Here is a 13,143-nt window from a genome sequence, read left to right on the forward strand (position 1 = left end):
ATGCCCGTCGCCCTCGCGCTCTCACCCCATCTCGACGATGCCGCCTTCTCATGCGGCGGAACCCTGGCGACCTTGGCCGAATCGGGCTGGAAGGTGGTGATGGCGACGATCTTCACCGCCACCGTCGCCGATCCGAAGGGTTTTGCCCTCGCCTGCCAGACCGACAAGGGACTGGGGCCGGAGATCGACTACATGGCCCTCCGGCGGGACGAGGACCGGCGCGCGGCCGAAGCGCTCGGGATCGCGCCGCCCCTGCACCTGCCGTTTCGGGAAGCGCCGCATCGCGGCTACGGCACCGCACCGGAGCTCTTCGCCGAACCTCGCGGCGACGACGACATCGTCGATACCCTCGGCGATGCGGTCTCGCGCCTCGTCGGCGACGTCTCTCCCGATCTCGTCTTCGCCCCGCAGGCCGTCGGCGGCCATGTCGATCACGTCCAGCTGGTCCGCGCCATGAGCCAAGCGCGATGGACCGTTCCGATTCTGTGGTGGCGTGATTTTCCCTATACCGTTCGCGACGCTGCACCGAAGGAGCCGTTCAAGCGAGATTTTCATGCGTTGCCGGAGCGCGCGTGTCGCTATTCGGCGATGGCCGAGGCGCGGAAGGGTGCCTCCTGCTCGGCCTATGCGACCCAGCTCGCGTTCCAGTTCGGTGGAGTGGAAGGGTTGATGGGTCGTCTGGCGGGCGAGGCGAGGACTGAGCGGTTCCGTCTCGCCGGGACATTGTCCGCCGATGTTGCCGCCCTGTTCGAGGACCATGCCGCCCGAGGCTGACGCGATCCGGCCAAGGAGCCTCGCCGATCCGGAGCAGCTCGCTGTCCGTCGCGCACGCCAAAATGCGGCGCATGTGGCGCCCTTGCACGCGCTGGCGCGACGGATCGCGGCGGAACGGTCCGCGGAGGTACCGGACCCCGATCCGCAGGATGGGGGGATCGGCGCACGGCTTCTCCTGCTGCTGGAGACACCGGGTCCGTGCATCGGCCGCACCGGTATCGTCTCGCGCGACAACCCCACCGGTACCGCCGCCAACCTGTTCCGCTTCATGGCGGAGGCCGGTATCGCACGGCGCGACAGCCTCATCTGGAACGCCGTTCCCTGGGTCATCCACGCGCCCGGCGCGCTCAATCGGGCACCGAGGAAAGCCGAGATCGCGTCCGCCGCCGTCTACCTCGCGCCGCTCATCGATCTGCTTCCGTCCCTCGCCGTCGTGGTGCTTGCCGGGCGCGTGGCTGGCCTGTCGCGCGAACCACTCTCACGGCTCCGGCCGGGGATACCGGTTCTCGCCATTCCACATCCGAGTCCGACCTTCGTTTGCACCTCCCCCCTGGTGGCTCAGCGGATCGTCGAGGGGCTGGCCCAAGCCGCGGCGACGCTACTCTCATACCGGACTTCACCAGCGGAAGGGCCGAGGTGACTGGCCATCCGGACGCAAAGACCCTAAATGCCGGGGCACGGGCCGCGGTCCGGCAAAAGCTCGGTCCCAATCCACGCCGCCGTCGAGGTTGGGCGGGAAGGCCGGCGGAGGCGGACGCCGACGACATGAACTTTGCGGGAGACCATCATCGGCGGGCCGACGTGAAGCCGGCCGACGCCGTGACGACGGCCGAAACGGAGGATTGCGCTCCGCCAGCGCCGAAGCGCTCCTACAGGAATCGCTACGCCTGGCTCGGCACCGCCGCCAGCATCGTCATCTTCGCGGTGTCACTCGGCGTGTTGTGGAAGCTGTCGCAGCAGGTCACCTGGGCCGAGCTGCATGCGGCACTGACGGCGGCCACCGGCGAACAGCTCGGCTTCGCCTTCCTGTTCGTCGGCGTGAGCTATCTGTTCCTTACCTGCTACGACGCCCTCGCCCTGCGACAGCTCAAGATCAAAGTCCCCTACAGGACGACGGCGCTCGCCTCGTTCACCAGCTACGCGGTTAGCTTTACCCTCGGCTTCCCGCTCCTGACGGCGGGAACGATCCGCTACTGGATCTACTCGAAGAAAGGTCTGAGCGCGGCGAAGATCGCGGCGCTCACCGTCATCGCCGGCTTCACATTCTGGCTCGGCATGGGGGTCGTCCTCGGTCTCAGCCTCGTGGTCGAGGCTGGGCAACTGGCGGCGCTCACCTTCACCAGCATCCGTCTGAACCAAGGCGTGGGCTTTGCGGCCCTACTCATGGTGTTCGGCTATCTCGGTTGGGTCTCGCTGAAGCGCCGCCATGTCAGGGTCAAGGGCTGGTCGCTCGAACTGCCTGGCGCCACGGTGTCGATGAGCCAGATGGTGGTGGGCATCGGTGACGTCTGCGCTGCGGCGGCGACGCTCTATGTCCTGCTCCCCGCTGGTTCTACCATCGGATTCACCACCTTCGTCGGCGTCTACGTCCTGGCGGCCATGCTCGGCATCGCCTCCAACGCACCGGGCGGGCTCGGGGTCTTCGAGGCGACGATCCTGCTCGCCCTATCGAGCCTGCCGCGAGATCAGGTCCTCGGCTCGCTGCTGCTGTTCCGGGTCTGCTACTACCTCGTTCCCTTCGTGGTCGCCCTGGCGATGCTCGGCGTCTATGAGATCGTCCGGCGCCTACGCGGGGCTTCGCCATCCGCGTCAAGCGGCTCCTGAGCGGTGTTTTCGGCCAGGGAACGGTGAGCGATGGCCCGTGGCGCGCGAAGATCGGCCTGGATCGGCGCAGGCATCGCTGCCACGATCACGGTTGTCGCCTCGAGCGTGAGAGGTGACCTTGCCGCCGTCGTCGCCGCGGGCGCGGTGGCAATCGTCATTGGTGGCCTCGTCGGCAGCCTGAGCCGGCCGAGGAGGGTGGCCCCGCCCGAGGCCGCCGCCCGCACGCGCCACTCCATCGCCGAGGCCCTTCTGGCCAACATCCCCGATCCGGTGATCCTGGTGGATCGGCGCAGCGTGGTCATTGAGGTCAACCCGGCCGCGCGCACGCTCCTACCGGCCCTCAAGCTCAAGCACCCGCTCTCCTTTGCCTTACGGGCACCCGACGTTCTCGACGGGATCGAGGAGGTGCTCCGCACCGGTGCCCCACTGAAGACCCTCTACACGACACGTGTGCCGACCGAGCGTGCGTTCGAGGTGCAGATCGGCGCATTGCCGATGCCGGACGGCCCGGGGGGCGGACAGCCCAACGTCGTCTTGTTCCTGCGCGATCTCACGGCGGCGCGTCGCCTCGAGGCGATGCGGGTCGATTTCGTCGCCAATGCCAGCCACGAGCTTCGCACGCCGCTCGCCTCCCTCCTCGGCTTCATCGAGACCCTGCAGGGGCCGGCCAAGGCCGATGCGCCGGCCAGGGAGAAGTTCCTCGGCATCATGAAGACCCAGGCGCAGCGCATGACGCGCCTCATCGACGACCTGCTCTCGCTCTCGCGCATCGAGCTGCGCGAGCACGTCCCGCCGACGCAGGTCGTCGATCTCGGTCAGATCGCGCGGCAGATGGTGGACATGCAGGGGCCGCTGGCCCGCGAGCGCGGCGTGAGCATCACCCTCGACGCGCCGGATGCCACCTATCCGGTGCTCGGCGAGCGCGACGAGCTCGCCCGCGTGGTCGAGAATCTCGTGGAGAATGCGGTGAAGTACGGGGGCGGCAACGTCGTCGTCGGTCTGGAACGGACCCTTCGCCCGGCGTCGGGAAAGCCGCAGATCGCGCTCAGCGTGCGGGACGACGGGCCGGGTATCGCGCCCGAACACATTCCCCGTCTGACGGAGCGGTTCTACCGGGTGGATGTGGCCTCGAGCCGGCAGAAGGGCGGGACGGGCCTCGGCCTCGCCATCGTCAAACACATCGTCAACCGCCACCGTGGCAAGCTCGTCATCGAGAGCGAGCCGGACCGGGGCACCACCGTCCGCGCGCTGCTACCGGAACGGCAGGCTGGCGACGAAACGTCTACGACCCTCTGACCGTGGCCCTGGCCGTTCAGTTCCGGCTGGTACCGAGGCGCCGGTACTGCGCCTCGATGATCGCCTTCAGCACTGGCAGGAAGGGGGAGGGGCTCAAGCGCTGGTCGACCGCATGGTCGAGCATGCTCAGGGCCGCCACCTGCTTCGCCGGACCGGGAAACGTCGCAAGATAGGTCTCGATGCAGGCATTGGCCTCGGCCTCACCCGCCGGGACGTCGGAGGTGATCAGCGCGCTCAAGGTTCGCATGCAGGTGTCGAGAGGCTGTATCATCGCCTTCCTATGACGCGGAAAAGCCTCGGACGCCATGCGCACGCGACGCGATGAGCCATGCGTCGCAGCCTTGACCTTCCCACGATGGGAAGCCCCACATAGGCTCGTATGGATACCGTGATCGCTTCCCCCAAGCAGCGCCCCGTCAGGGGACGTCGTCTCGACCTTCCAGTCGTCGGCATGAGCTGCGCGTCCTGCGTCGGTCGCGTCGAGCGCGCTCTTGCCGCTCTTCCCGGTGCATCTGACGTTGCCGTCAATCTCGCCACCGGGCGGGTCAGCCTGACACTGAACGACGACCCGGCAAGCGTCGTCGCCGCTATTCGCAGAGTTGGCTATGAGGTGCCCGAGACCGTCACGGAGCTGTCCGTCGACGGCTTGTCCTGCGCGTCCTGCGTCGGCCGCGTGGAGCGCGCGCTTCTCGCCCTCGACGGGATAAGCACAGCCAATGTGAACCTCGCCACCGGGCGCGCCACGCTGCGCCATGCGGAAGGGGCGGTCGACGTTGCGGATCTCGTAAAGGCTGTCGAGACCGCTGGCTACGAGGCCACTCCCGTTGGCGAGGTGAAGGGAGGAGTGCCCGCGGATCGGCACGAGCGCGAGGCTTCGGAGCTCCGGCGCGATGCCGTCATCTCCGCCGCCCTGTCGGCCCCGATTGTCGTCCTCGACATGGGGGGGCATCTCGTCCCCGGATTTGGTGAGGCGGTCCAGGCCCATCTCGGCACGGCGGCCGGCCTGTTTCAGGCCGTTCTCGCCACTCTCGTCCTCGCTTGGCCCGGACGGCGCTTCTTCCGGCAGGGTTTTCCGGCCCTGGTGAAGGGGCATCCGGACATGAACGCCCTCGTCGCCCTCGGCGCGGGGGCGGCGTATTCGTATTCCCTCGTCTCGACCCTCGCGCCGCAGGTTCTGCCGCCCGGAACGGCCCATCTCTATTTCGAGGCCGCCGTCCTCATCGTCACGCTGATTCTCCTCGGCCGCATGCTGGAGGCTCGGGCCAAAGGGCGTACCGGCGCGGCCATTGCGCGCCTCGTCGGACTCGCGCCGGCGACCGCACGCGTCATGCGGGAGGGTCGCGAAAGCGACATTCCCCTCGCGTCCCTTCGGCTCGGCGATATCGTCCGCATCCGCCCCGGCGAGCGCATCGCCGCCGACGGCGTGGTCGTTGCGGGGGAGAGCTTCGTCGACGAAAGCATGGTCACCGGCGAACCTTTGCCCGTGCGGAAGCGCGAGGGCGACCGCACGGTCGGCGGCACGCTGAACACCAATGGCGGCTTCGATCTGCGCGTGGACACGATCGGCGCGCGTACGGTGCTGGCGCAGATCGTGGGGATGGTCCAGGCGGCGCAGGGCGCCAAGCTGCCGATCCAGGCCCTGATCGATCGGGTCACCGGCTGGTTCGTGCCGGCCGTCATCGCCGCATCCCTGATGACTTTCGTCGGATGCCTCGCCTTCGGTCCGAGTCCCGCAATGGGCTTCGCCCTCGTCAACGCCATCGCCGTCCTCATCATCGCCTGCCCCTGCGCCATGGGGCTGGCGACGCCGACCTCGATCATGGTCGGCACGGGGCGCGCGGCGGAGCTCGGCGTGCTCTTCCGCAACGGCGCGGCGCTACAGGCCCTGCGCGACGCCAAGGTCGTTGCCTTCGACAAGACCGGAACCCTCACCGAGGGCAGGCCCACCCTCACCGACTTCGTCACCGCGGCCGGCTTCGAGCCGGACGCGGTGCTGAGGCTCGCGGCCTCGGTGGAAGCACGGTCCGAACATCCTATCGCGCGCAGCATCGTCGAGGCGGCCGGTGAACGGGGCGTTTCCCTGCTTCCCGTAGACCGTTTCGAGGCCGTGCCGGGCCACGGCGTCGAGGGCAGTGTCGGGGGGCAGACGATCATCGTCGGCGCACGGCGCCATCTGGACAGGTACGGCATCGCCGTGGCCGGCCTCGCCGAGGCGGCATCCCGATTGGAGGGTGAGGGAAAGAGCCCCCTTTACGTCGCCATCGACGGTCGCCTCGCCGCCCTCGTGGCCGTATCGGACCCGATCAAGGCGGGTGCGGCCGAGGCCGTCTCGGCCCTGAAGGCACAGGGTCTCGTCGTGGCCATGGTCACTGGGGATGCCAGGGGAGCGGCCTCCGGAGTCGCGGCCCGGCTGGGGATCCCCGAGATCGTCGCCGAAGTGCTTCCCGGCGGCAAGGTCGAGGCCGTGCGGGACTTGCGCGCCCGGTTCGGTCCCGTGGCCTTCGTCGGGGACGGTATCAACGATGCTCCGGCCCTCGCGGAGGCCGAAATCGGCCTCGCCATCGGGACGGGTACGGACATCGCCGTGGAGAGCGCGGACGTGGTGCTGATGTCGGGGGCACTGTCCGGCATCGTCTCTGCCATCGGCCTGTCGCGCGCGGTGATGCGGAACATCACGCAAAACCTGTTCTGGGCTTTCGCCTACAACGTCGCGCTGATTCCCGTGGCGGCGGGGCTGCTCCATGCGTTCGGCGGTCCGTCGCTCTCGCCGGTCCTCGCCGCGGGCGCCATGGCTCTGTCGAGCGTGTTCGTGCTCGCCAATGCCCTCCGCCTCCGTAATGCGGGACGCCGCGTGGGAGGCCTGGGATGAGCGGTGCCGTCACCATCGGCGTGGCGGCAAAGGCCACCGGCGTCTCGGCCAAGATGATCCGGTACTACGAGGAGATCGGCCTGTTGCCGCCAGCGGGCAGGACGACGTCCGGCTACCGGCTGTATGGCGAGGAGGATCTGCACGCCTTGCGTTTCGTGCGCCGCTCCCGCGATCTCGGCTTCTCCGTCGAGGACATCGCCGGCCTTCTCGCCCTCTGGCAGGATCGCAGCCGCGCCAGCGCCCAGGTGAAGGCTTTGGCACTGCATCACGTTGCGGACTTGCGCCGCCGCATCGCCGAGCTCGAGGCCATGGCCCGAACTCTGGCGTCGCTCGCGGACCATTGCAGCGGCGATGCCCGCCCCGATTGCCCGATCCTCGACGATCTCGCCGCCGCTCATGCGCCGGCTCCACGACGGCCCGTGCGGGCAAGGCCGCCCTCCCGCTAGCACCGGCCATCACGTTCTGCACATGATCCGTCATCCGCGCCCTTTGAAATCGATCTGAATGGCCTCGCCTTTGCTGGTATGCGCTATGGTCGACGGGCTCGGACCGAGACGAGCCAAGACGCGCAAGAGACGTGAACCATGCCCATCGTCGACCGGATCGCAGCCCTGGCGGATGAGATCACCGCATGGCGGCACGACCTCCACGCCCATCCGGAGCTGCAATACGACGTCCATCGCACGGCGGGCTTCGTCGCCGAAAAGCTTCGGGATTTCGGTTGCGACGAGGTCGCCACGGGGATCGGCCGGACGGGAGTCGTCGGGATCATTCGCGGGCGCTCGCACGGTTCGAACCGTGCCATCGGGCTGCGCGCGGACATGGACGCGCTGCCGATCCAGGAGGTGCGCGATCTCGCCTATCGCTCCACCGTGCCGGGGCGGATGCATGCCTGTGGCCATGACGGTCATACCGCGATGCTTCTCGGTGCCGCGAAGTACCTCGCCGAGACACGCGATTTCGACGGCACGGCGGTGATGATCTTCCAGCCAGCCGAAGAAGGCGGCGGTGGCGGCGAGGCGATGGTCCGCGATGGCATGATGGAACGGTTCGGCGTCGAGACCGTCTACGGGCTGCACAACATCCCAGGATTGGAACTCGGCCGTTTCGCAATCCGTCCCGGCCCGATCATGGCCTCCACAGACCGCTTCACCATCACGATCGAAGGGCGCGGCGGCCACGCGGCGCAGCCGCATCTCGCCATCGACAGCGTGCTGGTGGCGAGCCACATCGTCGTCGCGCTGCAATCGGTCGTGGCGCGCAGCGTGAACCCCCTCGAAAGCGGTGTCGTGTCGGTCTGTGCCCTCGAGGCCGGAGACGCCTTCAACGTCCTGCCCCAGCAGGTGACCATGCGGGGCACCATGCGCGCGCTCTCGAAGACGGTACGCGCCACCATGCTGGAGCGCATCGATGCCATCGTCACGAACACGGCCGCCGCCTACGGGGCCATCGCCCGTGTGGATTACAGCGGCGGATATCCGGTGACGGAGAACCACCCGGCCGAGGCGGAATTCATCGCAGACGTGGCGGCAGGGATGGTCGGAGACAGCCATGTGGAGCGGGATGTGGCGCCGATGATGGCGGCAGAGGATTTCTCCTACATGCTGGCCCACCGGCCCGGTGCCTACATCTTCATGGGGAACGGGGACAGCGCCGGGCTCCACCATCCGCATTACGATTTCAACGATGCCGCCATTCCCTACGGGGCTTCGCTGTGGGCGAGGGTGATCGAGACGGCTCTGCCGGCTCGCTGACCGTCAATCCGGGCGGGTCCCTGAATCCGCCATGTCCCCGAATCCGCCATGCCCTTCGCGAATCATGTCGCCGGGCAGGCCACGCCGCCGGGCAGGATGATCGGCTTTCCGTTCATCGCTCGGACGGGCCAAGTCACTTCCTTCTCGAACGAGAAGGAGGTGAGCGCCGGGAAGATGTCGAAGATGGGCCTATATTCGATCGTCATCTTGGCGATGACGTAGCGGGCCTTGTCGACCGCCTCCGACGGTGGCGGTGCTCCAAGGTCCGTGGAAGCCGCGTATTTCTGGGCATTCACCGCCGTGCTGGAGCAGACCTTGGCTTTGAACGAACCGTCTTTCTGCTGATAGACGCCCGCCGCCGTCAGGACGATCTTCGCGTCGGTGGCATCGTACGGCGCCATCATGTTGCGGCCCGTGTTGTAGACGCCGTCCACCTCCTGAGCGGTCAGGGTCTTGCGTGAGATCAGATCCGCCATCGAGCGAGCGGCGCGGTTGGCATGTTGCCCGGTCGTGTAGGCACGGGGCAGTTCGATCGTTCCCATGAACAGCAGGATCATCACTGGCGCGACGAGTGCGAATTCCACGGCGGAAACACCCGAGCGCTCGGTGACGAACCGACGGCAGAGAATGACGGCCCGCATCAATTCGCCTGACATTTTCCCTGCGCGTATGGCTCCGCACGAAAGACGACCATCGACCGAATCATCTGCTCGTTGTTCGGGAGGGGCGGCAAGGTCAGTTTGGATGTCGGGAAATAGCGCGGGATCGCAGCCATGGCACAGATCGTGACGATATCGTCGCCATTGGGGCACTGGAACTTGGTCCCGAAACCCGCCGAGATCGACTGGCTCGTGCTGTCGTAGGGAGAGCAGGTCACAGGCGCGTCGTCAGCATCCGCGGTGGTGACCTCGATCTTGATCTTCTCCGCGTTGCACGTGAACAGCGTGGCGTCCTTGCACATCTCCTGGATGAGGCGGGCCGCCGGGTCGCTGCCGTTGGACCCCTGTTGGAACGTACCGGTGAAGACGGCTCGCGCGGCCCGGTCCAGGGCGTTGTCGAAGGAGACCTGGGCGACCATGAACATGAAGCCTTCCAGCATCGCGCCGAGCAGCACGAAGAAGGGGATACCGACGAGCCCGAACTCGACGGCTGTCGCACCGCTTCGGTCACCTGGGAGTTCCCGCAGCGTGCGGACGATCAGGCGAGTGCGTCCCCGGACGTTCATCGGGAAATCCGCAACTCGCTCATCTGTGATCCGATCGCCTTGAAGGCATCGGTGAGTGTTGCCGAGTTCTGGACGTCGTAGAACTTGTCCGTGCTGGTGGCGCAGTTGCGCAGGATGTCGCTGGTTCCCTCGGTCACCTCGACGCGAACCGTGAAGATGGTGATGCCGGCATTCTTCATGTTGGAGCAGAGCGTCGACAGCCGGGCATTCATGGCGTTCGTGCGGGTGGTCGTATTCGTCGACGTGGTCCCGATCCGGTTCTGCCAGATGAAGCCGAGGCCGGAATAGATCGATGCGTTCGCGGACGATCCGACATAGGAGGTGTTCTGCCCGTCCGTCATCAGGACGACGAACTTCCGGGTGTTGTTGTCGTCATAGGGCACACCCTCAGCAAAGGGGGCGTTCGGAGACAGCAGGTGCCATCCCCAGACCAACCCCATGGCGATGTTCGTGTCGCCGACCACGGTCATCGCGTTGATCGCGTTCGTGAGCGTCGATTGCGATGTGGTCAGGCGCGTGATGGGCTGGAGTTCGCAGCCGGAATTGGGCCCGTAGAGATAGGGGATGTTGCTGCTGATCCGGCCTTTTTGTAAGATGGCGTTCTTTGAATATTTTGTGATCTGGCCCTGTCGCGTGCGGTAGTCGGTCACCGACGACGTGGTGACGTAATCGTTCATATAATCGTTGATGGCATTATTGTCCTTGTCGGACTCGTCGGGCGCGAAGAAGGGGACGAACAGAGTGTTGGGAGTGGCGATCGACGGTGGCGTGTCCTGAACGTCGTAGGGCGCGGGCCGGCTCTCGACGCACCCGCCCCACGCGACCTTCATCTGGCTGAACAGGGTAAGGCGGTTCGCCGGCGAGACGAAGATGTCCGAGTGATAGGAGGCCTTCGCATCCTTATCGAGCCACGACTGGGTCGCATTCGAAGGCCCGACATTGACGGTCATCGAGAACGGGACAATTCCGATCTTGAGGGCGCTGGGCTTGGTGGTGTCGGCCTCTTTGAACAGCGACGTGACGAGGTCGTTGGCGGCTGCTTTCAGGTTGGTGATCTTCGTGCCGCTCATCGATCCGGTATTGTCGAGTACGAGGGCGATCTCGAGATTACCGGATCCGCGCGTGCCGGCGGCTGTGACCGAGACGGGAAAGGCATCGTAGCCGGCGATCTTGGACACGCTGGTCGGGCTCTTGCCGACCACCTTCACGGTGATCGTATTGTCCACGCGCGTGGCGGTGACCGTCGTGCCTGCGTCCACCAGTTTGGGAACGGCGGCCCTGATCTGTTTGTCCGCCTTCGCCTGGAGCTCGGCATCCGTGGTGGAGAGCGGCAACTTCAGCAATGAGATGACGGTGGAATCCGCAGCATCCTGGAGGCCTTGCTGGGCCATGGAGTTCACGCTGTAATCGATCGCTAGCCCCGACAGCATCAACAGGGGAATCGAGAGCAGGGCGAACAGAATGGCGATGGCGCCGTCGGTCTCCTTGCGAAACCGACCGAGTAGATTCATCGCCGACTGTCTGATGCGGGTGGTCATGCACCGAGGCGTAGGATGAACCTTCTAACGGAACACTAAATCCCGCCGGCCCTCGGCAGTCGGCGGGAGACAATGTTGATGAATGTCAACAACCGGTAAACCAAACGGAAGACATTCGTCGTGTTCCCGCAGACCAGAACCAGCAAGGTATCGCTGCTGCCGGCAAGCGACGATCCCCTCAACCCTGGCGTGCCGTTCCGCCGAGGTGGAATACGCGATGCGGAACCAATTCGCCGCGCTCGACGTCGCCCACGGCCACGAGGATACCGCCGCAGGTGGCAAAAGCCTTGCCCTCCGTGGGGGCGTCCTGCCCCCGGAGGAGAACCGGCTGGCCCCGCATCAGACGAAGCGCCATGTCGCGCGAGACGGCCACCGAGACGACTGCGTCGAGCGCCGTTTCGACGGGCCTAAGATGAGCGGCGTTGCCGTCCGGACCGCCCTCTTCGAGAGTGGCCACGAGGCAGGATTCGGCTTCCGCGAAGGGGCCGACGCGGGTGCGGCGAAGCGCCGAGACGTGCCCGTAACATCCGAGCACGCGGCCGAGATCACGGGCGATGGCGCGCACATAGGTGCCCTTGCCGCATTCGGCCGAAATGACGGTGCGATCGGGTGTGTGTTCCACCACCGCGAGATGGTCGATCTGGACCGGGCGCGCGACCAGCTCCACCACTTCGCCGTCGCGGGCAAGATCGTAGGCGCGCTCGCCGGCGATCTTGATCGCCGAGTAGCGCGGCGGCACCTGCTCGATAGCGCCGATGAAGGCGGGGAGGGCTGCCTCCACGAGGGCGCGATCCGGACGCGTGTCGCTGGTAGCAACCGGACGGCCTTCCGCATCGTCGGTATCCGTCTCGATGCCCCAGGTCACGGTGAAGATGTAGGCCTTTCGCCCATCCATGACGAAGGGAACGGTCTTGGTCGCTTCTCCGAGGGCGATCGGGAGGATGCCGGAGGCCAGCGGATCGAGCGTGCCGGCATGACCCGCCTTTTTGGCGTTGAAGGCACGCTTCACCACGGCAACCGCATGGGTCGACGTCATGCCGACCCCCTTGTCGAGGATCACCCACCCGTTCACGTCGCGGCGCTTGGGCCGATCGGAGCCTTGACCCCGCTGCTGGCGGCGGCCTTTGGAGGGGCTTTCCTCGCCGGAACGGTGGGGCGGCGGGGAGGCGACGTCGGAATGCTCGATCGTCGGATCGTTGATCATGATGTCCTCGTCGGCGGCGAGATGGAAGCAACGGCCTCTGCAGCCGGAAAATCCTTAATCTACGCCAGGGTCAGTTCGTGATGGGGTGTAATGCAGGGGGCGGATCGCTGGGGCCGATCTGTATCGCCGCGGTGGTCAGTTCTGAGTGCCGCCGTCCTGATCGTCCGAATCCTGGGGTTGGGATTCGAGATCGCGCCGGACCTTCTCGCTCCTGAGAAGGGCGTCGATGCGGTCCGCCTCGTCGAACGTCTCGTCACGGAGGAAGCGGAGATCGGGGGCGAATTTTAGATTCACGCGCCTGGCGACTTCCTGGCGCAGCGCCTTCTTGTTGCGCTCCAGGGCCGCGATGACAGGTTTCTCGTCGAGCCCGCCGAGCGGCATGATGTAGGCCGTGGCGATCTTGAGATCCGGGGACATCCGCACTTCCGGCACGGTGATGACGTGCGAGCCGAGGACGGGATCCTGGATGTCACCGCGTTGAAGCACCTCGGCGATGGCGTGCCGGACGAGCTCGGCCACGCGCTGCTGTCGCTGCGAGGGACCGCTGGGGTTGGGTTTCTGAGCCATGATCGCTTGGTCTCGGATCCGGGATCGCCTGGAGGGGGCAGCCCACCTTGCGGGGGCGCATCGACGTGCCGGCCCTCTTCAAAACAAAACGG

13 protein-coding genes are annotated in these 13,143 nt (G+C 66.4%); 7 read left to right on the forward strand and 6 right to left on the reverse strand.

Annotated elements, in window-relative coordinates; all coding sequences use genetic code 11:
• The 4 genes from ASF34_RS14495 to ASF34_RS14510 all read left to right on the forward strand — a co-directional run bounded on the left by ASF34_RS14495 (position 1) and on the right by ASF34_RS14510 (position 3,894).
• A complete protein-coding gene (locus ASF34_RS14495) occupies positions 1-774 on the forward strand; it encodes a PIG-L deacetylase family protein (protein WP_056161837.1) in 774 nt (257 codons plus the stop codon).
• Positions 758-1,414: a uracil-DNA glycosylase gene (locus tag ASF34_RS14500; protein ID WP_056161839.1), complete on the forward strand. Its 657-nt coding sequence runs from the start codon at positions 758-760 to the stop codon at positions 1,412-1,414. Before ASF34_RS14495 ends, ASF34_RS14500 begins: the two co-directional genes overlap by 17 nt.
• 125 nt (positions 1,415-1,539) lie before the next feature.
• Complete coding sequence (locus tag ASF34_RS14505; protein ID WP_056161841.1) at positions 1,540-2,598, forward strand: lysylphosphatidylglycerol synthase domain-containing protein; 1,059 nt, start codon at positions 1,540-1,542, stop codon at positions 2,596-2,598.
• A 30-nt stretch (positions 2,599-2,628) separates the two neighbouring features.
• Positions 2,629-3,894, forward strand: a complete 1,266-nt coding sequence (locus ASF34_RS14510; protein ID WP_056161843.1) for an ATP-binding protein — start codon at positions 2,629-2,631, stop codon at positions 3,892-3,894.
• Between the two features lie 16 nt (positions 3,895-3,910).
• On the opposite strand, the gene ASF34_RS14515 is transcribed toward ASF34_RS14510, so the two are convergent.
• Entirely contained in the window at positions 3,911-4,165 is a 255-nt protein-coding gene (locus ASF34_RS14515; RefSeq protein ID WP_056161845.1) for a hypothetical protein, read from the reverse strand.
• Positions 4,166-4,273: 108 nt separating this feature from the next.
• On the opposite strand from ASF34_RS14515, the gene ASF34_RS14520 reads away from it, so the two are divergent.
• The 3 genes from ASF34_RS14520 (at position 4,274) to ASF34_RS14530 (ending at position 8,517) form a co-directional block, all read left to right on the forward strand.
• Complete coding sequence (locus ASF34_RS14520) at positions 4,274-6,763, forward strand: heavy metal translocating P-type ATPase (protein WP_018044945.1); 2,490 nt, start codon at positions 4,274-4,276, stop codon at positions 6,761-6,763.
• Complete coding sequence (gene cueR, locus ASF34_RS14525) at positions 6,760-7,209, forward strand: Cu(I)-responsive transcriptional regulator (protein WP_018044944.1); 450 nt, start codon at positions 6,760-6,762, stop codon at positions 7,207-7,209. The genes ASF34_RS14520 and cueR overlap by 4 nt, the downstream gene beginning before the upstream one ends.
• Before the next feature lie 138 nt (positions 7,210-7,347).
• Positions 7,348-8,517: a M20 aminoacylase family protein gene (locus tag ASF34_RS14530; RefSeq protein ID WP_018044943.1), complete on the forward strand. Its 1,170-nt coding sequence runs from the start codon at positions 7,348-7,350 to the stop codon at positions 8,515-8,517.
• 62 nt (positions 8,518-8,579) lie between these two features.
• Here the strand turns inward: ASF34_RS14530 and ASF34_RS14535 are convergent, their stop codons facing one another.
• The 5 genes from ASF34_RS14535 to rbfA form a co-directional block, all read right to left on the reverse strand.
• On the reverse strand, positions 8,580-9,158 hold the full coding sequence (locus ASF34_RS14535; RefSeq protein WP_018044942.1) for a TadE/TadG family type IV pilus assembly protein: 579 nt from the start codon (positions 9,156-9,158) through the stop codon (positions 8,580-8,582).
• Positions 9,158-9,742, reverse strand: a complete 585-nt coding sequence (locus ASF34_RS14540) for a TadE/TadG family type IV pilus assembly protein (RefSeq protein WP_018044941.1) — start codon at positions 9,740-9,742, stop codon at positions 9,158-9,160. The genes ASF34_RS14535 and ASF34_RS14540 overlap by 1 nt, the downstream gene beginning before the upstream one ends.
• Positions 9,739-11,253 (reverse strand): TadE/TadG family type IV pilus assembly protein, encoded by a 1,515-nt coding sequence (locus ASF34_RS14545; RefSeq protein WP_056161847.1) that lies wholly within the window; start codon positions 11,251-11,253, stop codon positions 9,739-9,741. The genes ASF34_RS14540 and ASF34_RS14545 overlap by 4 nt, the downstream gene beginning before the upstream one ends.
• 205 nt (positions 11,254-11,458) lie before the next feature.
• Positions 11,459-12,484 carry a tRNA pseudouridine(55) synthase TruB gene (truB, locus tag ASF34_RS14550; RefSeq protein ID WP_018044939.1) on the reverse strand — a complete coding sequence of 342 codons (1,026 nt, stop codon included), beginning with the start codon at positions 12,482-12,484 and terminating at the stop codon, positions 11,459-11,461.
• Positions 12,485-12,619: 135 nt separating this feature from the next.
• Positions 12,620-13,051 (reverse strand): 30S ribosome-binding factor RbfA, encoded by a 432-nt coding sequence (gene rbfA / locus ASF34_RS14555; RefSeq protein WP_018044938.1) that lies wholly within the window; start codon positions 13,049-13,051, stop codon positions 12,620-12,622.
• Positions 13,052-13,143: the final 92 nt, after the last annotated feature.

It is taken from the genome of Methylobacterium sp. Leaf106, assembly GCF_001422895.1.
GTDB classification, from domain to species: domain Bacteria; phylum Pseudomonadota; class Alphaproteobacteria; order Rhizobiales; family Beijerinckiaceae; genus Methylobacterium; species Methylobacterium bullatum.